This is a genomic window from Thalassotalea profundi (assembly GCF_014653195.1).
Taxonomy (GTDB): Bacteria; Pseudomonadota; Gammaproteobacteria; order Enterobacterales; family Alteromonadaceae; genus Thalassotalea_B; species Thalassotalea_B profundi.
Window position 1 is genome coordinate 227,305 of the sequence record NZ_BNAH01000002.1, and the last position, 21,929, is coordinate 249,233.

Below are 21,929 nucleotides of genomic sequence, written 5' to 3' on the forward strand. Positions count from 1 at the left end.
TATAAAAAGCATACTTTGTGCCAACTTTAATTTTATATGTAATTAAATAGACTTAGGCCTTTTATTTGAATAAAGGTTTGCTGCGCTGCTTGTAAAGCAACTTGTGATTGTTCAAAGGTTGAAATCGCTTTTGCAAAATCTAGATCCTCAATGTTAGATCGTCCAGAAGCTAAGTTTAATGCGGCTTCCGCATGACTGTTATCTTGAGTCTCTATAAGTTTTAAACGTACACCAGCTTCAGTTCTGCGAGAAGTAGTGTGATTCAAAGCTTGGTTAAGTTGTGTCAGAATATCTCCATAATCAACGTTATGTTGTACAGTATTTACTGGTGAAGCCCCTACATTCATCCAATCGATCGCCGCTTTAATAGTATCAAAAATACTAATATCTTTTTCTGGGGTCATATCAAATTCATCACCCGGCAATGGATTGCCACTTAGCTCAACTTCAATACCGTTAAAGGCAATGGTTTGCCCAGCGGTATATGTTGCAGTATTGTATACCACTACACCATTACCATCAGTAACCGTTAAATCAGTGGTTGACGTAAACGAAAACTTATAGTCAGGTGGATTAGTTGCAGGATCATAACTACTTGGAGTAGCAATAACAGCTCGGTTTAACGCAATACCTGAAGTATTATTAATATAATTAGCTTTAAAGTCACCAATAGCATTCTCTACATTTTGAAATGCATCATCACCTGCCTGGTTAATATCAACCATGACATTTTTGGCTATTTGTAACTCACGAGTACCATTGTCTCCTAAATAGCTAACATTGTTACCAGGATGTAAAGAGAAAGGTTTTTGATCTATTTGATAACCAGAAAAAATATACCCCCCCGTTTCATCTTTAGTATTTGCTATATCAAGCATTTGATTCAAGCTATTCGTTGCTAGATCGGCAAGTGATTTAAGATCAGAGTCAGCCAAAGTACCATTATTAGCATTAATAAATAATGTTTTGAGCTCTTGCATTAAACTTTCAGCATTAGCAAACGATGTTTCTTGTAAACTATTACGATTTTTTGCTTGAGTAAGATTTCGCTGATATTTATCAATGTTGGTTAATTCATCTTTATAGCCAGATAATGTGCCGAATGTGACAGGATCATCTTTAGCTGTAAGTACTCGCTTACCTGATGATATATATTTCATTTGATCATTTAGCATCGATTGCTTAGTACTTAACTGCTGACTACTTTGAAAATAAAACTGTTGTGTGGAAACTCGCATTAGTTAACTCCTAGCGTACAGCATTTAATATGGTGTCAAACAGAGTGTTTGCCGTAGATATAATTTGTGAGGCCGCTTGATATGCCTGTTGAAACTTCAACATGTTGGCAGCTTCTTCGTCTAGGTTTACCCCTGAAATTTCTTGATTTCGATTGAAGGCTTGTGTGTATAATGATTCGGCTGTGCTGGCAACCAACTCCGCAGACTTTGCTTTAGAGCCAACCCCCGCAATTGATATTGCCATACCCTGACCAAATGTTTCTTTACCATTATTTAATATGCCTTGCTCTTGAGTTAACGCCATTTGTACTGCGTTATCACCATTACCTATTCCAAAGGCATCGACAATTGTATAGGTTTCACGAGCTAATGAGCCTTGCCCAATAGGATCTCCTCCAATCTCAATTTGAAAAGCAGGGCTCGATGGCAAAGGAGGTAAATCAACTAAAGCACTGCTCCCTGAGGCAAAAGTACCTGTGGAAATAGTAGGAGCTGGTGGTGGGTTACCAGAGTCATACACACGATATGTATAAGTACCAGGGGCACTTTCATAAACATCTACAGTCAATCCTGAATTTAATGTATCTGTAAAATTACGCGCTGCAACAGGGTCATAAACCTCTGAAATACTCATAAAGCCATCGCTAACATTATTTTCAGAGGTTTTAACTTCAACTGCTGAACTGGCTGCAATCCCCAGCTCACTGGTTAAAGTCACTTTCATTAATGCAGAGCTATTTTCACCTGGTCGAATAACAAAGACATCATCTGCCACTGGAGCACCAGAGTCGATAACAAAATCAAACCCTTGTCCTGAATCATATCGATTAGGTGGTGTTAATGTTAGCACTGTAGATGAAAGGGTATTCATATTGGTCATCACGTAGTTAGTACCATCGTATTTAACCTGATACTCATCAGTAGTAAGTAGACCTAAATCGGTAATTTCTACGCTGGCAGATACCGTGCCGTTATTTTTACTAGGGGTCAACACACGTCCTTCCATTAACGCGGTAGTATTAATATCAGTAAATAGGTTTAACCCTTGCTGCTCATTTAAATCTAAACCTTTGTTTTGTGCCGAATTTAATGAGTGAGAAATAGCCATAGCTAAACGGTCTATATCCGCTCTAGTTTCGGCCAAGTGCTCATCTCGAAATTCCATTTTTGCAGCCAACGCCCCACCAAGTACAGCACCATTCAGTGCCACGGTGCTATTAGGACCTGAAATTTGTAATTCTGTTTTTAACGGATCTGGATCGCCAGCACGAACACTTAAAGATAAAGGGGTAATACCAGCGACTAAAGTAGCGCCGCTACCAATCATTACTGTCATCACGCCATTTTGATCTTCAATGGCCGATACATTGGTATATTCACCTAACTCATGAATTAATTGGTCTCTTTTATCAAGTACATCATTAGGTTGGCCATTTGTGGTAATGCCTGAATCTGTAAGTACTTGCTCATTAATTTTAGCTATTTCGAATGATATTTGAGATATTTTCGAAACCATTTGTTCTATTTCGCCATTAACTGATTTTTCAAGTTGATCAAAATTTTGACTCAACGAACGAAAATCACTGGCTAATATATTAGCTTGGCTTAGGGCTATGCTTCTCAGGCCTAAATCACTCGGATTGTCGGCAATACCATTCATAGTTTGATAAAAGCTATCAATACCATTCATCACTGAGGTACCTGCTGTGCTCATCACTTGATTTAAATTGGTTAAATCTTTATGTAATGTGTCTGCGTTGCCTAAGTTACTTTGATTAATTAATTGCTCTTTATAAGCAAATTGATCATATATTCGAACAATATCATCGACATAAGTACCGGTTCCTATGTAATTTCCACCGTAATTATGACCTAATAATGTGTTCTGTTCAGTGCGCTGACGGTTGTAGCCTTCAGTATTCACGTTGGCAATATTATGCCCTGTGGTAGCTAACTGTTGTTGAGCAGCCAATAGCCCACTCACACCGGTTTGATACAAACTAACTGTCATGACTTACACTCCTACAAGCGCACCTAAACTAACTATTTGATAGTAAATAAAATTAATTACTTACTGATTAGGCTGGTCACTGTACGAAGCGTCCCGAGAATTTTATTTGCGTATTCAGGGTCTGTGGCATAACCAGCACCTTGCAACCCTTGCAAAAATTGTTCCACATTACCTGCTTGTTTGAGCGCATCTTGATAACGCTCCCCTGATGAAAGGAAGTTTATATAGTCATTAACACTATCTTGGAGAGATTCATACATACGAAATGGTTCGCGTTTTTTAACCATAGCGCCATTTTCATATTCTAATGTTTCTTTATGGGTTTTGTCGCCGCTCCAACGCTTGTCTGCTTTTATATTAAACAAGTTATTTGAGCTTTCCCCATTACTATTTTTAATAATTTTTTTACCCCAACCAGTTTCTAATGCTGCTTGTGCAATGATGACTTCAAAAGGGACTTTTAATTTTTCCTGTGCTTCTTTTGCCGGTTCTATCATTGCACTGACAAAGTCTTGGGGTTCACTGAAAGACTGAGACTCAATAGCAGGCGTTCTTTGTTTAAGAATAAAGCTAGGATTTAAACTGTTGTCATTAGTTTGACGTTCTTTAGCCCTTTCTAATAACTTGGTTTTCATTGCTTCGAGTTCAGCTGGCGTTGTGTCATAGCGTAAAACGCTTTGCGGCGTAAAGTTATCACTGTCTCCACCAAGTTGACGAACGATTAATTCTGATAAACCTAATGAACCATTGTCTGACATATCTAATGCCATTTGTTGATCATGCATATCACGATAAAACTTGGTAGATTCAGAGTTAAAAGGACTATCCGACTCTAGAACATCTTGTGCACTACGCATACTTTTTAACAGCATCTGCATAAAAATAGCTTCAAATTGCTTTGCTGCTGATTTTAACGCTTCTTCTTTACCTGCTTTGTCACTAGTTTTTGACTGCTGACGAATATTATTTAAGCCATTAACATCTAAAAAGTTTTGGGCATCGGCAATACGAGTACTCATAAAAATATTTAGTCATTAATTAAATAATGACTAAATCTCCACGTAAAGCGCCAGCTTGTTCTAAAGCTTCAAGAATAGCCATTACATCACCAGGTCCAGCACCCACATCATTAATCGCCTTAACTAATGTGTCTAATGTTACCCCTGGATCAAAAACAAACATGCGAGAGTCGTCTTTCCTAACATCAACTATCGACTGATTAGTAGCCGCTGTCACACCTTCTGAAAAAGCATCAGGCTGGTTAATGTTTTCAGTTTCATTGATGGTAACAGTAATACCGCCATGAGTAATAGCTGCTGCCAATAAGCGAACTTCAGAACCTATTACAATCGTACCAGTACGTGAGTTTACAATTATTTTTGCTGACGGAGTGTCTGGTTCAAATTCTAAATTTTCAAGTGTTGATAAAAAGCTAACGCGATCTGCTGCATCGCGTGGCGCATTAACACGTACAGATGTTGCATCTAATGCCCGCGCAGAGCCAGCAATAAAGTCGTTAATCGCGTCTGATAGCCTTTTGGCTGTCGTAAAGTCTGAATTTTTTAAATTAAAAGTTATATAATCGCCACTTGTAAAAGGCGATTGCACTTCACGTTCTACCAAAGCACCATTAGCAATTCTACCCACAGTTGGCGTATTAATAACAACACTAGAACCATCCAGCCCTTCAGCACCTAAACCACTCACCACAACACTTCCCTGCGCTACCGCATAAGCATTACCGTCAAGTCCCATAAGCATGGTTTGCAATAGCGTACCACCACGCAAACTTTGTGCACTTCCCATAGAAGACACTGTAACGTCGATAGTTTGTCCAGGTTTACTAAATGCAGGTAATTCCGCATGAACGGCAACGGCAGCGACGTTCTTTATCTTAGGCTTTAAACTTGCTGGCATAGTAATTCCGAAATTACTCAGCATGGTTTTAAAGCTTTGTTCTGTAAATGGACTTTGTTCACCCGTACCAGGTAAACCAACGACTAAACCATAACCTATAAGCTGATTAGGCCTAACACCTGCGACATCAGCTAGATCTTTAATACGTTGGCCATTAGCTGTTTGACTTGCGAGAAACAGGCATGCCCCTATCAGTATACTGTTGATTAATTTCATCTTAATTTACCGCCTATGCCCGTTTACAATGGCCACCAAGTGCTATTGAAGAATTTTGACAACCAACCTTGCTCATTCACTTCGGCAAAACTGCCGGTACCTGAATATTGAATACGCGCATTGGCAATTTTATTGGAAACAATAGTATTTTCAGAACTAATATCTTGTGCGCGAATAATACCGGTTAAGCGTATATATTCATCACCACTATTTAATGTCATCCATTTTTCACCACGTATCATCAAGTTGCCGTTTGATAACACGCGTAAAACATTCACAGAAATATTACCGCTTAAACTATTTCCTTGATTGGTTTTAGAATCCCCTGAAAAGTCAGAGCTTTGATTTAAACCAAATTGAATGGCATCATTTTTAAAATTAATTGCAGAACCACCTAACCCTATTACAGGATCTAACGTGGCAGAATTGTCTTTTTTCAATTCAGTTTTAGCGTTTTTCTGCGCTTGGGTACTTTCACTTAAGACAACAGAAATAATATCGCCAACTCGATGGGCTTTTGAGTCAGAATAAATATTGTTAACATAATTGGCCTTAAATAAAGATCCGGAAGGTACAATCGACTCTTCTTCCATTTCAGGTAAGATCGGTGCAAAATCAGGATCATTGGGTAATATTTGTGCCGTTTCTGTACTTGCACAGCCAGATAACGTCATCCATACGATTAGTGCTAATAGTGCATATTTCATTTGACGCTCCTTACCGGTTAAAGTTGTTGGTTAATATAACTAAGCATTTGATCAACGGCTGAAATAACTTTAGAGTTCATTTCATAAACACGCTGGGTTTCAATTAAGTTCACTAGTTCCTCAGTGGTATTTACATTTGAAGTTTCCAACATACCTTGCTGCAACATGCCAAAACCTTCTAGTCCTGGTACTCCCTCTTGAGGCGCCCCACTCACTGCTGTTTCTATAAATAGATTTTGACCAATAGGCTCTAAGCCCGTTGGGTTAACAAAGTTCGTAGTGTTAATTTGACCAACTACAGCAGGCTCGGCTTGACCAGCAAGACTAACTGACACTTCTCCATCTTGAGAAATAGTTATCTGCTGTGCATCTTCAGGGATTGTTATCTGCGGTTGCAACAAGTAACCAGCACCCGATGTGACCATATTACCTTCTTCATCACGGGTAAATTGGCCATTACGTGTATATGAAGAGGTACCATCAGGCATTAATATTTCAAAAAAACCATCACCCTGAATAGACAAATCTAATGGGTTGTCTGTATTTAACATATCACCTTGTGAATGTATTTTTTGCGTCGCAACCACTTTAGTTCCGGTGCCAAGCATCAGGCCCGACGGAAGCTTAGTATCTTGCGCACTTCGACCACCAGGTTGATTAATATTTTGATAAAGTAAATCTTCAAAAACAGCACGACTTTTTTTAAAGCCGATAGTACTCGCGTTTGCTAAGTTATTAGAAATAACGGCAATGTCTTTGGTTTGTGCATCTAAGCCTGTTTTACTGATCCATAATGCTGGGTTCATAAGTCACCTCAATAATTAGTTTTAGAAAGCACGCAGCAATGAGCCAGCAGCTGAGTCATTTTCTTCGGCGGTTTTCATGAGTTTTAATTGCATCTCAAACTGACGCTGTAATGAAATCATGTCAGTCATTTCACCAATAGGATTCACGTTGCTTGACTCTAACGTGCCACTGGCCACTTTAACGGTAATATCGGCTTCAGCCAGTTCACCACTTTGTAATCTAAATAAACCGTCATTACCTTTTATTAACGAACGGTTGTCAGGGTTAACCAACTTAATACGGGCCACCTCTTCTTGTACCGTTCCTGGCGCACCCTCAGGTTGAACCATAATAGTACCGTCGCGAGAAATAGTGATTTTGTTTACCGGCAATGGCAATGTTATCGGGCCACCCTCGCCAATAACGGGGTGACCATTAATGGTTTCTAACACGCCTTCTGGTGATAACTTTAGTTGACCAACACGGGTATAAGCTTCATTGTTGTTTGCCGCTTGCCCCAGTTGTTGTCCGCCAACTTGTGTAGCCAAGTCTGTAGAAGGTCCAGGTGCTTGTACTGCAATCCAGCCACTACCTTCAACTGCAATGTCTAAATCTCTACCTGTTGTTAGTAGCGCTCCATTGTCAAAATTTTGGCTAGCTCTTTCTGTCATAGAAAAAACACGAGAAGGTAAGCCCTCTCCAAATGCTTGCATCGCTCTAGCCTGCGCCATATCTTGCTTAAAGCCAGTAGTTTTAGCGTTTGCTAAGTTATTGGCATTCACAGATAAGGCGAGCATATTTTGTTTAGCTCCGCTCATTGCGATATAAAGCAACTTATCCATAATGAATCCTAATAATTAATGTGTAATACAATGAACCTTGCAATATAAATGCCAACAAAAAATGACGGAAATAAGCTTGGTATTGGAAATGATTTGGTATAAAAAAGCCCCAAAAAAGGGGCTTTAGAAAGGTTTAATTGGTCTTATTAATATTAACGAATCTGTAGAATCGTTTGGTTGATGGTGTTATTCACTTCTAATGCACGAGAGTTCGCTTGGAAGTTACGTTGCGCTGAAATAAGATCAATCAATTCTGTGGTTAAGTTCACATTGGATGATTCTAACGCTGAAGAATTAATGGTACCAAAAGTCCCTGAGCCAGCTTCACCAGCTAAGGCTTCACCTGAACTAATACTTGCCTTCCATGAAGTATTACCTATTTGCGATAAACCTTGTTCATTGGCAAAATTAACTAAAGCGATACGTGATAATGGCGCAGATGTACCATTACTGTAGGTAGCTCTTAATAAGCCATCAATGCCAATATCAATGCCAGTTAATCTTCCTACCGCTAAGCCATCTTGTTCTAACGCGGTGACTTCAAAGTTTGACGCAAATTGTGTTGGCTCATTTGGGTTAGGTTGTAATGGGTCGAGATTAAAATCAATTTCAACTGTTTGGGTATCGTCAGCACCATTAGCTAAAATACCCGAGCCAAATTGTTCTGTTACAAAACCACCGCTTGCTAAATCAGGAAGCTGAGAAATAAAATCCCCTGATGAATCAAATACTAATCTACCGCCGATAACACCACCAGCACCTGATAATGGACCAGAAACACTCCCCCCCACACGTCCATCAGCTACTGCATCACCATTTGGATCTTCTAAATTAATTGGCGTACCATCAACACCTGCAAAAACTAACCACTCATTCGGACTGACCGACGGATCTTCTTTTACAAAGTAATAAGTCATAATATGGCTATCACCCAGAGAATCAAAAATAGTCACTGAAGTAGAATAGTTAAAGGTTAATGGATCATCTGGGTCAAAATTGCCTGGAGCAGAAGAAATATATGAGTCACCAGCCGGTAAATTCATACGAATATCCACTTCTGATGTTTTTTGCGGCGCCCCTGAAGCAGTTGGCACTCTAATCGGTTCGGTAGTACTTAAACTAACCGAAGCAGAAGTACCATCAGCATTAACAGGAAAGCCTAATAAATGCTGGCCGTTAGAGTTAACGATAAAGTTACTGTCATTTAACTTAAATTGCCCTGCTCGAGTATATGTTGTTTCTAAACTGTCTATTTCAGGGACAACAGCAAAAAATCCGTTACCGGTAATCGCTAAATCAAGCGCATTTTGGGTAAATTGAATACTGCCTTGAGAAAATTGTTGAGCGACATCAGCCGTTAATACACCATCACCGACTTTAGTTTTACCTGATGATAAAAGTGACGATGCATACACATCAACAAATTCAGCACGCGACTCTTTAAAACCAACAGTGTTAACGTTAGCAATATTATTTGATGAAACATCAAGATCTTTTTGCGCTGCGTTTAAACCGCTTAATGCTATATTAAATGACATAATTACACCTCTTAAAAATTCTGTTTTTACCTTACTAATGTGCTCTGCTAGAAAACGACATTAACGGGTTAACCATCTGATACTTCAACCACATCTGACAATGCCATGGATGTGCCACCATTTAGGTTTAATAAAATTTTACCGCCTGATCCAGCTAATGTAACACTGTCAACTTTACGATAAGTCATTGCCGTTAGCTCAGACGCTTGTCCATCAACTAAGCCACCAATTCGAAATCTGTATGCACCTGCAGCCGCAGGCTCGCCATCTGACGCCATACCATCCCAAGTGAAATTGGACTCTCCAGCAGGTACATTACCAACCGGTACCGTTTGTATAATTTCACCCGCGGTGTTTTCAACATAAATATTAACGTTACTGGCAGCTTCATCAGTCACAAGCTTACCTTTAACACTGTCACCGGCATTCATACCAAAAACATTATCATCTACCAATACACTACGACCGACTAACGAAGATGCCTGTAATGCCTGACTTGAAGACATTGAAGAAGCAAATTCAGTAAATTGATCATTTAACGTTTGCACCCCATCCGTTGTTGAGAATGCAGTCATTTGCGAGATCATTTCATTGTTATCTACAGGCGCTGTAGGGTCTTGATGAGATAATTCTTTAGTCATCAATGCAAAAAAGTCAGCCTGGGTTAACATGCCACGATTGCTTTCTGTTTCTGTGTAATCGGGTTCTTTTTGCCAATGTAAACCGTCGAGTGGATTACTACCTGATACTGTTGACATAATAACTCCTAGTTAACTTTGGCCTAACAATAATGTTTTATTCAGCATGTTTTTAGCTGACTCAGCGAGCTGTATATTGGTTTGATATGACCGTGATGCAGAAATCATATTGGTCATTTCTTCAATAACATTGACATTAGGCTTATAAATATAACCATCCTTGTCTGACATTGGATGCTCAGGCGCATATTCAATATTTAATGGTTTATCACTTTCAACAATACCTAAGACTTGCACGCTGACTGATTCATCTTGCCCAGCTGCGGCAGCTTTTTGCATTTGTGCGGCAAATACTGGGTGACGCGCTCGGTAAGTTTGGTCAATACTACTACTAACACTATCAGCATTAGCGATATTACTTGCTGTAGTATTTAGGCGAACAGATTGTGCACTCATGCCACTGCCCGATATATCGAATACGTTAAAAAGGCTCATTTTTATTGCCCTCCAGTAATTGCTTTCTTTAAGCCTTTTATTTTTCCATTAAGGAATTGTAGGCTTGCTTGGTATTGCATTGAGTTTTCTAAATACAAGTTTCGTTCCACTTGTACATCGACGGTATTACCATCTCCTGTATCTGGTTGATTTGGAACGCGATAATCTACACCATTATTTATTTCGGTGCGTACATCAAAGTGTTTTTCGTGAGTACGTGACATGCCGCTTTGCTGTTTACTTGCCGCTTGGGCAAAGGCTGTTTTAAAATCCATACCTTTAGCTTTGTAGCCAGGGGTATCAGCATTGGCAATATTACTTGCAATTACTTCTGCATTTTTTGCACGTAGTTTTAAGCTGTCGGGGTGAATACCAAATGCTTTGTCAAAACTTATCGCCATAAAAATAACCTCCAAATCAATGGAAGTAATTATTCAATATTTATGCCAATAAATTTATGAGGAGTGTTAGGATTGCTTTTTATAGATGATACCGGGGTTACAACGGACCATATCAAAGTTTTGATTAAGGCCAGACAAAGATTCAGACGCACCTAAAAATAAATATCCCTCTTTATTAAGCACCCCGTGTATTTGAGACAATATTTTAGCTTTAATTTCGGGTGAAAAATAGATCAATACATTACGACAAAAAACGAGGTCGTAGCGTCCCATTAAACTGTAGCTATTTAATAAATTTAATTGCCTAAAACTTACCATTTTTTTGACATGATCTTTTACTTTCATCATACCATTGTCGCCATTTTCAAAAAACTGACGCTTTCGTTCGGGGGATAAACCTCGAGATAAAGCTAATGAATCGTAATGAGCATATTTACAATGCTCTAACATGGTATTAGAAATATCGGTACCAACAATTTGAACGCCACTAGGAAATGAGCCGGGGTTTGTTTGCATATATTCAAGAACAATCATGGCAATTGAATAGGGCTCTTGACCAGAAGAACTCGCCGCCGACCATATTTTTAGTGGTGTTTTTTGCTTTGAATATTCGGGAAGAAGCTTATTTTTTAATAGCGCAAAAGGATAATCATCTCTAAACCATAACGTTTCATTCGTCGTCATGGCATCTATCACTGCGGCACGTAATTGCCGCTCGGTTGGGCTTAAGGTTAATGTCACTAGCATACTTAATGATTGAACATTAAATTTAGCCATAAGCGGAGCTAAACGGCTTTTTACGAGGTATTGCTTATTATTACCAAGCACTATACCGCATTGTTGCTCAAGAAATTCTCGAAACTGATGATAACTTTTATCATCCAGTTCTCTTGCTGACACTATATATTCCTACCTTATTTACTCGTGGTTCTTGAAGAAACACTTAGCTATATTAAGAAATTTCGCCTGGCTTTAGCCACTTTTTCACAGCAGTAGCTAATTCATCAGGGTGAAATTTCGGAATAAAATCTTCAGCTCCTACTTTCTCGACCATTGCATTATTAAATACCCCACTAAGGGATGTATGTAAAATAACTGGCATTTTCTTTAATCTTTCATTACTTTTTATTTCAGCCGTTAATGTATAACCATCCATTTCTGGCATTTCTATATCAGAAATAAGTAATGCAACTTTTTCACAAATAGAGCTAGTGCAAGTTTCATCAACCGCTTTTAATTGGTCAAGCGCATCTTGACCATTTTTAGCCAACATCATATTAAGCCCTAAAGGTTCAAGCGCCCTTTTCACTTGATTACGTGCAACAGTTGAATCGTCAGCGATCATTATAACGCGATCTCCTAACTCTTCGCCAACACTAACATCAGCCACACCTTCACTAAGTTCGGTAGAAACCGGGTTAATTTCATTTAATATTTTTTCAACATCTAAAATTGATACCATTTCGTTATCAATCTCAGTGACTGCCGTAAGATAGCTTGATTTACCTGCACCTTCTGGCGGAGGCATAATATCAGACCAACTTAATGTAACAATACGTTCGACTCCTGCGACTAAAAAGCCTTGAACACTTCGATTGTATTCAGCAATGATAACAAAAGCATTGGTTAGATCCGTTATTTCAGAGCCACCTGTTGCCTTACTTAAATCAATTACAGAAATAGTTTGACCACGGATATGAGCAACGCCTTTAATAAAACCATCTTGCTTTGGTAGGTTAGTTAAACGAGGGCAAGGCATGACTTCCCTCACTTTAAACACATTAATGCCAAAGCGTTGTCGTCCAACTAATTTAAACAACAATAGCTCTAATCTATTTTGCCCTACTAATTGTGTGCGTTGGTTAACTGAGTCTAAAATACCTGCCATATAAACCTCTTTCAATATCGCCTTTTATCAACAACAGGCATAGTTCTTGATAGTATAATGCTATGAAATAAATAAGTGTCTATTTATTGACACTAATCATCAATACGAATGTCTTTACTGTTAAGCATAGACGAGTATTTCAATTTCCCTAGTGCTAGATTACAAAAAATATGAGCAAATTAAAGATTTTTATAACAATTTCATTTATTAGCATATTGCAAGCACCATTAATGGCGCAAAGCTACAGTAGTGAAACGATAAAAAGCTTAGCCAAATCTTTTGTCGAAAAAAATATAGAGACTCCTAAACATGGAAAAGTTGTCATTACGCCTGCAGATATAGATCCACGTATAGAAATTAAACCATGTAAAATCCCCTTATCTTTGAATATACCTGAAAATAATTCTAGTAGAAACGTAAACGTTAAAATATCTTGCGAAGATTCAACATCATGGGTTTTATTTTTACCTGTTAGAGTAGAAACACAAATACCCGTATTAATTGCTAATCAATCAATTAGCAAAGGTTCGTTACTCGATAATACAAATATTGAGCTCACCTATATTGATCAATTTGAGTTACGAGGCGAAGCAATTAAAGATATAAACGAAATTATTGGAGCTAAAGCAAAGCGAACTTTAACGAAGGGCAGACCCATTAGCCCGCGTAGCTTTTGTGTGGTATGCAAAGGCGATAATGTCGATATAATTGCCAAGTCAGCCGTCTTTATGATACAAACAGAAGGTGTAGCACTTAAAGACGCCAATATAGGTGAACAAATCAGAGTAAAGAACAATCGCTCTGGCCGAACTGTTACGGGTACGGTTAGTGATGATCATAAAGTAATAATTAATTGATAATATTTACTCAAGTTTTTGTTATTATTGTCGATAAAATGATAGAAACTCATAACACTTGCCAGTAGGATTTAATTATGGCTATAAATATCAATAACTTGTCTAGCGGCAGTCAAGTCAAACAAAGCGTTGACTTGCAATCACAAGTTAAAGAGAAAGCTGCACAGACCACCGCGTCGGCAGAACAAGCGAAATTTGCTAGTAAAGATTCTGTATCAATTACGCCGCAAGCAAAACAATTTACTGAATTGCAGAAAAAGGCACAAGCTGCGCCTGCAGTCGATGCCAAAAAAGTGGCCCAACTTAAAAAAGCAATTGAATCTGGCGAATATAAAGTTAATCCAGAAAAATTAGCTGCCAGTATTGCTAAATTTGAATTTGATTTAGTTTAAATGAACTTGGCTAAAACTAACCATTAATTAGGAATATTTGTGACAACAGAATTTGATGGAAAACAAGCATTAGAGCAACAATTACATCAGCTGCAACAGTTACTATTAATTCTTGAACAAGAAAAAGATATTTTAATTAAAAGTGATCCTGATCAACTGACCAACATTGGGCTTGTCAAAAATGAATTGTTATTATCTATTCAAACTCTTGACAAGCAAATAGAACAAAGTGTGAAGTTCCGTCAAGGAAAAGCACAAGGTTTATTTGATGAGACATTAGCACAGATAGAAGCTTGTTTATTGAAATGTAAAGATCAAAATCAAATTAATGGACAAATAATAGAACATTCACAATTAGCTGTAGAACGAATGAAAACCTCACTATTACAAAATCATAACAAATCATCTTTAACTTATGATAACAAAGGTAAAACAAGTGGAGGTTTAAGTAGTTTAGACGTAAAAGCTTAGTATTTACCTTATAGTATTTTAAATCAATACGATTCTAATAATAGGTAACATCTTTAATTTCTCTCTGACGTGAAGTTCCTATATAAATATCATAAACTTGTTTGAAATCGAGTTCTAACTCAGTGGTATACGTATCGCCAACAGGATAACTTCTTACAACCCTTGCGCCTTTAATAACCCCGTTAATCGTTGTTTTAAGTTCATTATCCCCCATAACCAAGTTTAGCATGCTAGTTTTACCATTAACTTGTTGACCAAAGACCTGTTCCGCTAGCTCAGCATAAGCTGCTATTTTAGACGCTTTAATTGCCAACAACATTTTTTGAGTATCATTGCTTGAGTTTTGCAAACTAATAGGTGCTTGGCCCACAGCTTTTAATACGGGAAATGTTTCAGGTTTCGCTGTTTTCCATTCAACATGTTTATCATAAACGCTTGAACAACTCATTAAAAAGCAAAGGTTAACGCTTATGAGTAATACTTTTATCAATTGAGCTTTCATTTATCATTTCCTACTTTAGTCATTAGCCCTATCGCCACACGAATAGACTTAATTTTATGATTTACTCTCTACAGGCTTACTTAAAGCATTATTTATGCCTACTTTATTTTGACAGTGTAAAGGCACAGTTCATGCATATAAGATGAAAACACAAGATTAACGCCAACACTTTAAGTTTAGGAACCACCATGCGATTGATTGTTTTATTAATTACAAGCTTATTACTTACTCCAAGTAGTATTGGGCAGTGGTATGAAACGCAAGGCAACGCTTTTATTAATAATGGCGATGAAAAACTAGCTCGCACTAAGGCGATAGAAAATGCTTTAAAAAAGGCCTTACTTGTTGCCGGTGCATCTGTATCAAGTGTACAACAAGTAGTGAATGGTTTACTTACCCAAGATGAAATAAACATTCGAGCAACAGGTAATGTCAACTCTTTTGAACTCGTTTCAGAAACTTATCAAGACAACCTTGTTACCGTTACTATTCGCGCAGATATTTTTCCCCAAGAAAAACAATGTTTTTCTGCTGATTACCGAAAATCTTTATTACTTACAAAAGCACAATTAAAAGATCGAGAGCAAGCAAATATTGGCGGAATATATAATATTGGTAGCAGTGTGATAAAAAAACTCGCCAATAAACTGACGCAAGAAGGCGTATATTTAGACACTAAACTTGCTTTAAAACATAATTCGCCTTTTTCTCGCTATAAAAACAGTATGCAAGAAGAAAATATAAAAACATTATCAATAGCACTTGGCGACTCAACTGATAGTCAATATATTTTATTTGCTGAAATACAGGATGTTTCTTTCGATGATACTAACAATAACACGTGGCAATTTTGGCAAGACAAGATTTACAACCGTTACTTTCAGTTAAGTCTTTATATTTATAATAGTTATGATGGCGAATTAGAATTTACTAAAGAATATCGCAATTCGGCTCCCTGGCAGCATAATAAAAGAAAAGTGGTAGACGTAAATTCTCAAACTTTTTGGCAGACCGATTATGGCTTGATGATTGATAATATCTTAACCCAAGCGATTACAGATGTTGACGAGAATATGATGTGTCAACCAACTCGAGGGAAAATTTTAAGTGTTAATGGTAACCAAATCAGATTAAATTTAGGTAAACGCCACGGAGTAAAACTAGGAGATGAATTTACACTACTGCATTTAAATAACTTTACTACAGATACTGGGAAAATTTATGCGGGTTACAACGTTAGTAATTTCAAAGTTAAAATTACTAACTTAACCAGAGATAGTGCAACAGCAATAACGCCAGAAGAAAATATCATTGATAGTATTCAAGTTAATGATTTAGCCGTTAGGTATTAATGCTATATTAATTATGTTCATTGTCCATTCACGTCAAGTAGCGTTTTAGGGGGCATCATAGTGAATGAGCGAGCTAAACGGTAAAATGAGTAAATAAAAAACCTCGCTAAGGCGAGGTTTCTTCTTATAACAACATCAACTAAGTTGTTTGTTCTTCTGCAACTTCCCTGTTACCAGCAACAGAGCTATTACTCATTACTGCTGATAGCGCTAATATTATTACTGCAAATATTACCGTCGTCAGTTTAATTCCGCGTGATGACGATTTATTCATTATATATCCAAATAACAGCTGCCATATCAAGAAAACTGAACAATTGCTAATAGCACAATAACTTAGCCCACTCGATAATTTATTCATGTAACTTTAGTACAAAAAATACGTTATAGTATTAATATTAAAAAATCAATGCTTTAACTTAAAATTGTATGTTTTTTAACTAAAAAATATGAATTTTAAATGCGTCTTGTCATAAAAATGCAATATTTTATCAAAAAAGATAGGGACACTTTTCAATATAAATGATAGTGACTTAAATAAAACTTCCTCGATTAGCCCTAAGATCATGAAAACGCTTGTTTGTTATTATTAAAAATTTATGCGCTATGATCACGTTATATGCAGTGTATTTACATCAGGTTCTCTATTTAGGCGTCACTTTAGCTAAAACACTTTGTAAACTCTCTGCTGAGATTGGGTACAATAAACAGTCGCTCATGATATTTTTGAATGATGAACTTAACTGCCTATACTCGATACCTCTATAAATCCCTATTACTTTAGGTGCATCCTCCTCATTCATTTTATTTAAAGAGGCTTCAATTTCGCTCACATATGGTTTTGATGTAACATTATCAATAATAATAATACTCGAATTAAGATTGTGTATCGCATAAGACAATTCAGAAACGTCATCAATTATTTCAACTTGGTAATCAAGCCCTAATAATAAAGGTGTTGTTTCAAAGTTAGTAGATAAGGGTTCTTCTATAAGTAAAACTTTAGCTTTATGGTTAAGCGGTATAACATTCATTTCATCTATTTTATTCAGCCCGCTTTCCTGAAAGTGAGTACCAATAGGTAATGAAATTGTCATGACAATATCCCCTGTCGGTACTAATATCAGTTTAATATTGCCTTTTAATATATGTACAAGCTCTGTTGCTAAAGCCATACTTGTACTGAAATTTGCAATGTCTTTCTTTAACCATGAAGTAACAGGCATATTTGTATTTGGTGTTAAAGCACTACAAGTAAAAAATAATGTTGCAAAATCTTTATGGTAATGTGCTTTTATAGACATTTGTACATCACTTCCTAAAAATAGTTTCAATATATTTTCTTGCAATACCAAAAGTAATTTTTCTAGACGTGTTTGATCTGCTTCTACAAAATTTGGGAGTTCACAATCAAATAAAAACTTTATTTTATTACTAGCAACTAATGCTTTTTCTTGATACTTATTTTCAATTTGATTAAGAAAATAAGAAAAATCAAAAACTTGATTATCAAGCTTATTATTACGACTTTCGAGAGTAGATAAATCACTAACACTCGTTAATATATGTTTAAGTTGCTCGGTTACGTCACTAAATTGCTGTAATTTTTTATAACCAATATCTACATGTTGGTTGTGAATTAAACGTTCAGCTAATTTTATAGGTACACTTAACTCTATAGTTAGCATTTGTAAAAAGTGTGCCTTTGATAAATTTTCTTTTTCTGAAAGTTCATTTGCCTTAATCAATTCACGCGTTTTTTCAGCCACTTTGTAACTTAGCTCTATGGAATAAGCAGCCATCATCAATATTAATAACTGAAAAACAAATCCACCAATTACCCCACCAAATAACATTACCCAAGTTTGCCAACTTTTATTTTGTGAAAGCCATGTTGATTTTTCGATAATTTGCAACTGCCACTTTCGTCCAAAAAAGTTAATAACTTCAACATCTTCTAGCCTATTTTGAACATCTAATTTATCACCATAAATGAGATAACGTTCGCCTGAGGTCACATCAATAATATTCATAGAAATATTTTTTGATGACGTTGAGTTGATTAATTTATTTACAAAAGTTTCAAGATCTACAGCTGCACTTAAAAAACCAACAGCAATTTCACCAGAAGATGATTTCATTTCTCCAAACGTGTTAAGCGCACGTCTATTATTTACTGGATGAGTGAGCATAACATGTGGTGCCAACTCATTTTTTTGATTAAGTGAGAATGGTGCTGATGCGATTGGTTCTTGCTGGTTTAACGAAAGTGTTATTGTGTTAGTAATTGCATTATTTGCATATAAATCAATGCCATAATAGGAATCATTATATTGTTCAGGATAGATATAAAGTACAGGAGTAAATGGTGTAAAATCATTTTGTTCAACGTGAAGTTCAACATCCGACGCTATCACAGAATACTCAATACCGAGCTGTATCTTCGCATATTGCTCAAAAGCTAACTTTTCTTTTATTGATACTACTGGCGACCACTGAAAAAACTTAACACTACTATCAGCTTGATATATTTCATTAGCATAATTTGTAAACTCAATTAAATTTACTTCTACTGAACTATTGAAGTAAGCAGTCATAGCCTTGATTTTGGCTGTTATGTCAGAAATCTCTTTCACTAAAGCATGATTTAATTCATATAAAGACTTTTTATATAAATCATTGCGGATATGCTGTTGTTGTTGTTGAGAAATAAGAAATAACAAACCAATGGCAATACAACCTAACACAGATGAAACAATAACGAAAACTCGTTTTGAAACGTTTAAATTCTGTTTTCCTACAATAAAAAGTAATGAAGGAATTGCAAATACTGAAACTAAAACGCTTGTCGACCATCCGCGAAAAAAGGCATAACCTAATGATGTATTAAAAGTATTATTATCAAGAATTGCGACAATAATACCGCACACAGCGGCAACAAGCCCCACTAAAGGACCAATTTTCATCATAAATGAAATAAGTGTTGAACGACTTGCAACCCACTTTTGCTTATTTATTAATTTATAAGTAAGTTGCTTTGCCCAAAAAGATTGAAGCAACGCCGCTAAATAAATCAAAATAACAATCGCTAAATTAAAATCCAGTTCCCCATACCAATTAAATAAAAGTAAAATTAATAAAGAACTCGCCAAAACACTTAGTAATGCAAAATTGCCCCATACCAGTAAAATTGCCGTACTAATACCAGCTACAGGACCAACAAAATTTATTAATGAGAAAGGTTTTATTGTGTAAGCAACCAACAAACAAACAGCAATAAAAGTAACGCTTGAATAAAAAAGCGGTTTGAGAATTTGCCGCATAAAGTTCCTATTATGAATGAAAGTAAATCATTGTTGGTTATGTCCTAAACCCACTATATCGAAAAGTACAAAAAACACCAATAGGACCTATTAACCGTTGATATTGAGATTTACCGTAAATAATGTGGGAAAAATATAATAAATAGCGTAATAACATTTGCAGTTAAGCAGTCGCTAGGCGAAAATAAGCGCAATTTACGCCCTCAAAATTCAAGTACAAAAATATACTGGAGCTATTATGCCGTCGCGTCAACAACTCGCCAATGCAATTCGTGTGTTAAGTATGGATGCAGTTCAACAAGCAAAATCTGGCCATCCTGGTGCCCCAATGGGTATGGCTGATATTGCCGAAGTTCTCTGGAGAGACTTTTTAAAACACAATCCTACAGATCCTAATTGGGTAGATCGCGATAGGTTTATTTTATCAAATGGCCATGGTTCCATGTTGATCTATTCTTTATTGCATTTGACTGGTTACGACCTATCAATTGATGAACTTAAAAACTTTCGTCAATTACATTCAAAAACACCTGGACACCCTGAATATGGTTACACTCCCGGTGTTGAAACAACCACAGGTCCATTAGGTGCAGGTGTTTCAAATGCCGTAGGTATGGCAATTGCTGAAAAAACTTTAGCGGCACAATTTAACCGTGAAGGTCATGACATTGTTAATCATTTTACTTATTGCTTCTTAGGTGACGGTTGTTTGATGGAAGGTATCTCTCATGAAGCCTGTTCACTTGCTGGTACTTTAGGTTTAGGGAAGCTAATTGCATTTTGGGATGACAACGGCATATCAATTGATGGCCATGTAGAAGGCTGGTTTACCGATGATACCCCAGCTCGTTTTGCAGCCTATGGCTGGCATGTAATTGCCAATGTAGATGGCCATAATTCACAAGCTATCGCTGCAGCAATAGCAGAAGCAAAGTCTGTCACTGACAAACCGACAATGATTTGTTGTAAAACTGTTATTGGTTTTGGTTCTCCTAATAAATCTGGTAGTCACGATTGCCACGGCGCTCCATTAGGTGATGAAGAAGTAGCAGCAACTCGTGAGTTTTTAAACTGGCCACACGCTCCTTTTGAAATACCTGCTGACATATACAGCGAATGGGATCAAAAAGCTAAAGGTAAAACAAGTCAAACAGCTTGGAACGAAAAATTTTCTGCCTATCAATCGGCTCACCCTGAACTCGCCGCTGAATATGAGCGTCGTGTAATCAAAGGTGACTTACCTGCCGAGTTTGAAGAAAAAGCCAATGCTTACATTCAAGAGTGCCAATCAAAAGGCGACAATATTGCCTCTCGTAAAGCGTCACAAAATACAATTGAAGCTTTTGGGAATATATTACCTGAATTATTAGGCGGTTCTGCTGATTTAGCTGGCTCTAACTTAACATTATGGTCAGGTTCAAAAGGAATTCAGGACGACGCTGCTGGTAACTACATTTTCTATGGTGTACGTGAATTCGGCATGAGCGGAATAATGAACGGTATATCATTACATGGTGGCTTTATTAACTACGGTGCAACTTTCATGATGTTCATGGAATATGCACGCAACGCAGTTCGTATGTCAGCACTAATGGGCATCCAAAATATTTTTGTTTATACCCATGACTCTATAGGTCAAGGTGAAGATGGTCCTACACACCAGCCAATTGAGCAGCTAACAAATTTGCGTACAACACCCAATATGGTGACATGGCGCCCAGCTGATGCAACTGAAGCTGCCGTTTCATGGAAAAGTGCTATAGAACGTCAAACTGCGCCAACGTCGTTAATTTTTTCTCGCCAAGGTTTACCAGCATTGAATCGAGACGACGCACAGCTCAAGAATATCGCTAAAGGCGGTTATATACTTAAAGATAGCGACGGGACACCTGAAATTATCTTAATTGCTACAGGCTCAGAAGTGTCATTAGCTTTAAAAGCGGCCGAAGTATTAGGAAATAAAGTTCGCGTAGTCTCTATGCCTTCGACAAATATATTTGACCAACAAGATGCTCAGTATAAAGATGCTGTTTTACCTGCCGAAGTCACTAAGCGCGTAGCTATTGAAGCTGCACATACTGACTTTTGGTATAAATATGTTGGTTTAAGCGGTAAAGTTGTCGGTATGACCACCTTTGGTGAATCTGCGCCAGGTAATGTTTTATTCGAACACTTTGGCTTTACAGTAGAGAACGTAGTCGCTACGGTTAATAGCCTAAATTAATAGGCTATTTTTAATAGTAATTCAATATCATAAAATTATGCGCCATCTAATTAATGGCGCATTGTTTGAAT

The 21,929-nt window shown here is 37.0% G+C and carries 21 protein-coding genes; 5 read left to right on the top strand and 16 right to left on the bottom strand.

All coding sequences use genetic code 11. The features are described from left to right. Positions 1–32: 32 nt before the first annotated feature. From flgL to IE155_RS03240, 13 genes are all read right to left on the bottom strand, one after another. Positions 33–1,238 carry a flagellar hook-associated protein FlgL gene (gene flgL / locus IE155_RS03180; RefSeq protein WP_189376656.1) on the bottom strand — a complete coding sequence of 402 codons (1,206 nt, stop codon included), beginning with the start codon at positions 1,236–1,238 and terminating at the stop codon, positions 33–35. A 10-nt stretch (positions 1,239–1,248) separates the two neighbouring features. Then, positions 1,249–3,249 carry a flagellar hook-associated protein FlgK gene (gene flgK / locus IE155_RS03185; RefSeq protein WP_189376657.1) on the bottom strand — a complete coding sequence of 667 codons (2,001 nt, stop codon included), beginning with the start codon at positions 3,247–3,249 and terminating at the stop codon, positions 1,249–1,251. A gap of 56 nt (positions 3,250–3,305) precedes the next feature. After that, the gene (gene flgJ / locus IE155_RS03190) at positions 3,306–4,268 is read right to left on the bottom strand and encodes a flagellar assembly peptidoglycan hydrolase FlgJ (protein ID WP_189376658.1); all 963 of its coding nucleotides are present in this window, start codon (positions 4,266–4,268) and stop codon (positions 3,306–3,308) included. A 19-nt stretch (positions 4,269–4,287) separates the two neighbouring features. Continuing rightward, positions 4,288–5,388 carry a flagellar basal body P-ring protein FlgI gene (locus tag IE155_RS03195; protein WP_373295350.1) on the bottom strand — a complete coding sequence of 367 codons (1,101 nt, stop codon included), beginning with the start codon at positions 5,386–5,388 and terminating at the stop codon, positions 4,288–4,290. Between the two features lie 17 nt (positions 5,389–5,405). Further along, positions 5,406–6,089: a flagellar basal body L-ring protein FlgH gene (flgH, locus tag IE155_RS03200; protein ID WP_189376660.1), complete on the bottom strand. Its 684-nt coding sequence runs from the start codon at positions 6,087–6,089 to the stop codon at positions 5,406–5,408. A 17-nt stretch (positions 6,090–6,106) separates the two neighbouring features. Further along, complete coding sequence (gene flgG, locus IE155_RS03205) at positions 6,107–6,895, bottom strand: flagellar basal-body rod protein FlgG (protein ID WP_189376661.1); 789 nt, start codon at positions 6,893–6,895, stop codon at positions 6,107–6,109. A gap of 21 nt (positions 6,896–6,916) precedes the next feature. Further along, entirely contained in the window at positions 6,917–7,717 is an 801-nt protein-coding gene (locus IE155_RS03210) for a flagellar basal body rod protein FlgF (protein ID WP_189376662.1), read from the bottom strand. 152 nt (positions 7,718–7,869) lie between these two features. After that, on the bottom strand, positions 7,870–9,255 hold the full coding sequence (gene flgE, locus IE155_RS03215; protein ID WP_189376663.1) for a flagellar hook protein FlgE: 1,386 nt from the start codon (positions 9,253–9,255) through the stop codon (positions 7,870–7,872). Positions 9,256–9,323: 68 nt separating this feature from the next. Continuing rightward, complete coding sequence (locus IE155_RS03220; protein WP_189376664.1) at positions 9,324–10,013, bottom strand: flagellar hook assembly protein FlgD; 690 nt, start codon at positions 10,011–10,013, stop codon at positions 9,324–9,326. A gap of 12 nt (positions 10,014–10,025) precedes the next feature. Beyond that, a complete protein-coding gene (gene flgC, locus IE155_RS03225) occupies positions 10,026–10,448 on the bottom strand; it encodes a flagellar basal body rod protein FlgC (RefSeq protein ID WP_189376665.1) in 423 nt (140 codons plus the stop codon). 2 nt (positions 10,449–10,450) lie between these two features. Continuing rightward, entirely contained in the window at positions 10,451–10,849 is a 399-nt protein-coding gene (gene flgB, locus IE155_RS03230) for a flagellar basal body rod protein FlgB (protein ID WP_189376666.1), read from the bottom strand. Between the two features lie 66 nt (positions 10,850–10,915). Beyond that, positions 10,916–11,749, bottom strand: a complete 834-nt coding sequence (locus tag IE155_RS03235; protein WP_189376667.1) for a CheR family methyltransferase — start codon at positions 11,747–11,749, stop codon at positions 10,916–10,918. A gap of 52 nt (positions 11,750–11,801) precedes the next feature. Next, complete coding sequence (locus IE155_RS03240) at positions 11,802–12,737, bottom strand: chemotaxis protein (protein WP_189376668.1); 936 nt, start codon at positions 12,735–12,737, stop codon at positions 11,802–11,804. A 170-nt stretch (positions 12,738–12,907) separates the two neighbouring features. Here IE155_RS03240 and flgA point away from each other — a divergent pair, with 170 nt between their 5' ends. From flgA to flgN, 3 genes are all read left to right on the top strand, one after another. Next, entirely contained in the window at positions 12,908–13,594 is a 687-nt protein-coding gene (flgA, locus tag IE155_RS03245) for a flagellar basal body P-ring formation chaperone FlgA (protein ID WP_189376669.1), read from the top strand. A gap of 77 nt (positions 13,595–13,671) precedes the next feature. Continuing rightward, entirely contained in the window at positions 13,672–13,986 is a 315-nt protein-coding gene (gene flgM, locus IE155_RS03250) for a flagellar biosynthesis anti-sigma factor FlgM (RefSeq protein ID WP_189376670.1), read from the top strand. Between the two features lie 39 nt (positions 13,987–14,025). After that, positions 14,026–14,457, top strand: a complete 432-nt coding sequence (gene flgN, locus IE155_RS03255) for a flagellar export chaperone FlgN (RefSeq protein WP_189376671.1) — start codon at positions 14,026–14,028, stop codon at positions 14,455–14,457. Between the two features lie 34 nt (positions 14,458–14,491). On the opposite strand, the gene IE155_RS03260 is transcribed toward flgN, so the two are convergent. Continuing rightward, on the bottom strand, positions 14,492–14,959 hold the full coding sequence (locus tag IE155_RS03260; RefSeq protein WP_189376672.1) for an LPP20 family lipoprotein: 468 nt from the start codon (positions 14,957–14,959) through the stop codon (positions 14,492–14,494). Positions 14,960–15,147: 188 nt separating this feature from the next. Between IE155_RS03260 and IE155_RS03265 the strand changes: the two genes are divergently transcribed. Then, the gene (locus IE155_RS03265; RefSeq protein WP_189376673.1) at positions 15,148–16,311 is read left to right on the top strand and encodes a flagella assembly protein FlgT; all 1,164 of its coding nucleotides are present in this window, start codon (positions 15,148–15,150) and stop codon (positions 16,309–16,311) included. 139 nt (positions 16,312–16,450) lie between these two features. On the opposite strand, the gene IE155_RS18060 is transcribed toward IE155_RS03265, so the two are convergent. Both IE155_RS18060 and IE155_RS03270 read right to left on the bottom strand, forming a co-directional pair. After that, on the bottom strand, positions 16,451–16,585 hold the full coding sequence (locus tag IE155_RS18060) for a hypothetical protein (RefSeq protein WP_268245235.1): 135 nt from the start codon (positions 16,583–16,585) through the stop codon (positions 16,451–16,453). Positions 16,586–16,955: 370 nt separating this feature from the next. Next, positions 16,956–19,634: a CHASE domain-containing protein gene (locus IE155_RS03270; RefSeq protein WP_189376674.1), complete on the bottom strand. Its 2,679-nt coding sequence runs from the start codon at positions 19,632–19,634 to the stop codon at positions 16,956–16,958. A 238-nt stretch (positions 19,635–19,872) separates the two neighbouring features. Between IE155_RS03270 and tkt the strand changes: the two genes are divergently transcribed. After that, positions 19,873–21,858, top strand: a complete 1,986-nt coding sequence (tkt, locus tag IE155_RS03275; RefSeq protein WP_189376675.1) for a transketolase — start codon at positions 19,873–19,875, stop codon at positions 21,856–21,858. The last annotated feature ends 71 nt before the right edge of the window (positions 21,859–21,929 follow it).

Excerpts from the sequence above, each read along its gene's own strand:
- flgL (WP_189376656.1), bottom strand. The coding sequence starts at position 1,238 with ATGCGAGTTTCCACACAACAGTTTTATTTTCAAAGTAGTCAGCAGTTA.
- flgJ (WP_189376658.1), bottom strand. The coding sequence starts at position 4,268 with ATGAGTACTCGTATTGCCGATGCCCAAAACTTTTTAGATGTTAATGGC.
- IE155_RS03265 (WP_189376673.1), top strand. The coding sequence starts at position 15,148 with ATGCGATTGATTGTTTTATTAATTACAAGCTTATTACTTACTCCAAGT.
- flgH (WP_189376660.1), bottom strand. The coding sequence starts at position 6,089 with ATGAAATATGCACTATTAGCACTAATCGTATGGATGACGTTATCTGGC.
- IE155_RS03210 (WP_189376662.1), bottom strand. The coding sequence starts at position 7,717 with ATGGATAAGTTGCTTTATATCGCAATGAGCGGAGCTAAACAAAATATG.
- IE155_RS03260 (WP_189376672.1), bottom strand. The coding sequence starts at position 14,959 with ATGAAAGCTCAATTGATAAAAGTATTACTCATAAGCGTTAACCTTTGC.
- flgB (WP_189376666.1), bottom strand. The coding sequence starts at position 10,849 with ATGGCGATAAGTTTTGACAAAGCATTTGGTATTCACCCCGACAGCTTA.
- IE155_RS18060 (WP_268245235.1), bottom strand. The coding sequence starts at position 16,585 with ATGAATAAATCGTCATCACGCGGAATTAAACTGACGACGGTAATATTT.
- IE155_RS03220 (WP_189376664.1), bottom strand. The coding sequence starts at position 10,013 with ATGTCAACAGTATCAGGTAGTAATCCACTCGACGGTTTACATTGGCAA.
- flgM (WP_189376670.1), top strand. The coding sequence starts at position 13,672 with ATGGCTATAAATATCAATAACTTGTCTAGCGGCAGTCAAGTCAAACAA.
- IE155_RS03240 (WP_189376668.1), bottom strand. The coding sequence starts at position 12,737 with ATGGCAGGTATTTTAGACTCAGTTAACCAACGCACACAATTAGTAGGG.
- IE155_RS03270 (WP_189376674.1), bottom strand. The coding sequence starts at position 19,634 with ATGCGGCAAATTCTCAAACCGCTTTTTTATTCAAGCGTTACTTTTATT.
- flgA (WP_189376669.1), top strand. The coding sequence starts at position 12,908 with ATGAGCAAATTAAAGATTTTTATAACAATTTCATTTATTAGCATATTG.
- flgG (WP_189376661.1), bottom strand. The coding sequence starts at position 6,895 with ATGAACCCAGCATTATGGATCAGTAAAACAGGCTTAGATGCACAAACC.
- flgC (WP_189376665.1), bottom strand. The coding sequence starts at position 10,448 with ATGAGCCTTTTTAACGTATTCGATATATCGGGCAGTGGCATGAGTGCA.
- tkt (WP_189376675.1), top strand. The coding sequence starts at position 19,873 with ATGCCGTCGCGTCAACAACTCGCCAATGCAATTCGTGTGTTAAGTATG.
- flgE (WP_189376663.1), bottom strand. The coding sequence starts at position 9,255 with ATGTCATTTAATATAGCATTAAGCGGTTTAAACGCAGCGCAAAAAGAT.
- flgK (WP_189376657.1), bottom strand. The coding sequence starts at position 3,249 with ATGACAGTTAGTTTGTATCAAACCGGTGTGAGTGGGCTATTGGCTGCT.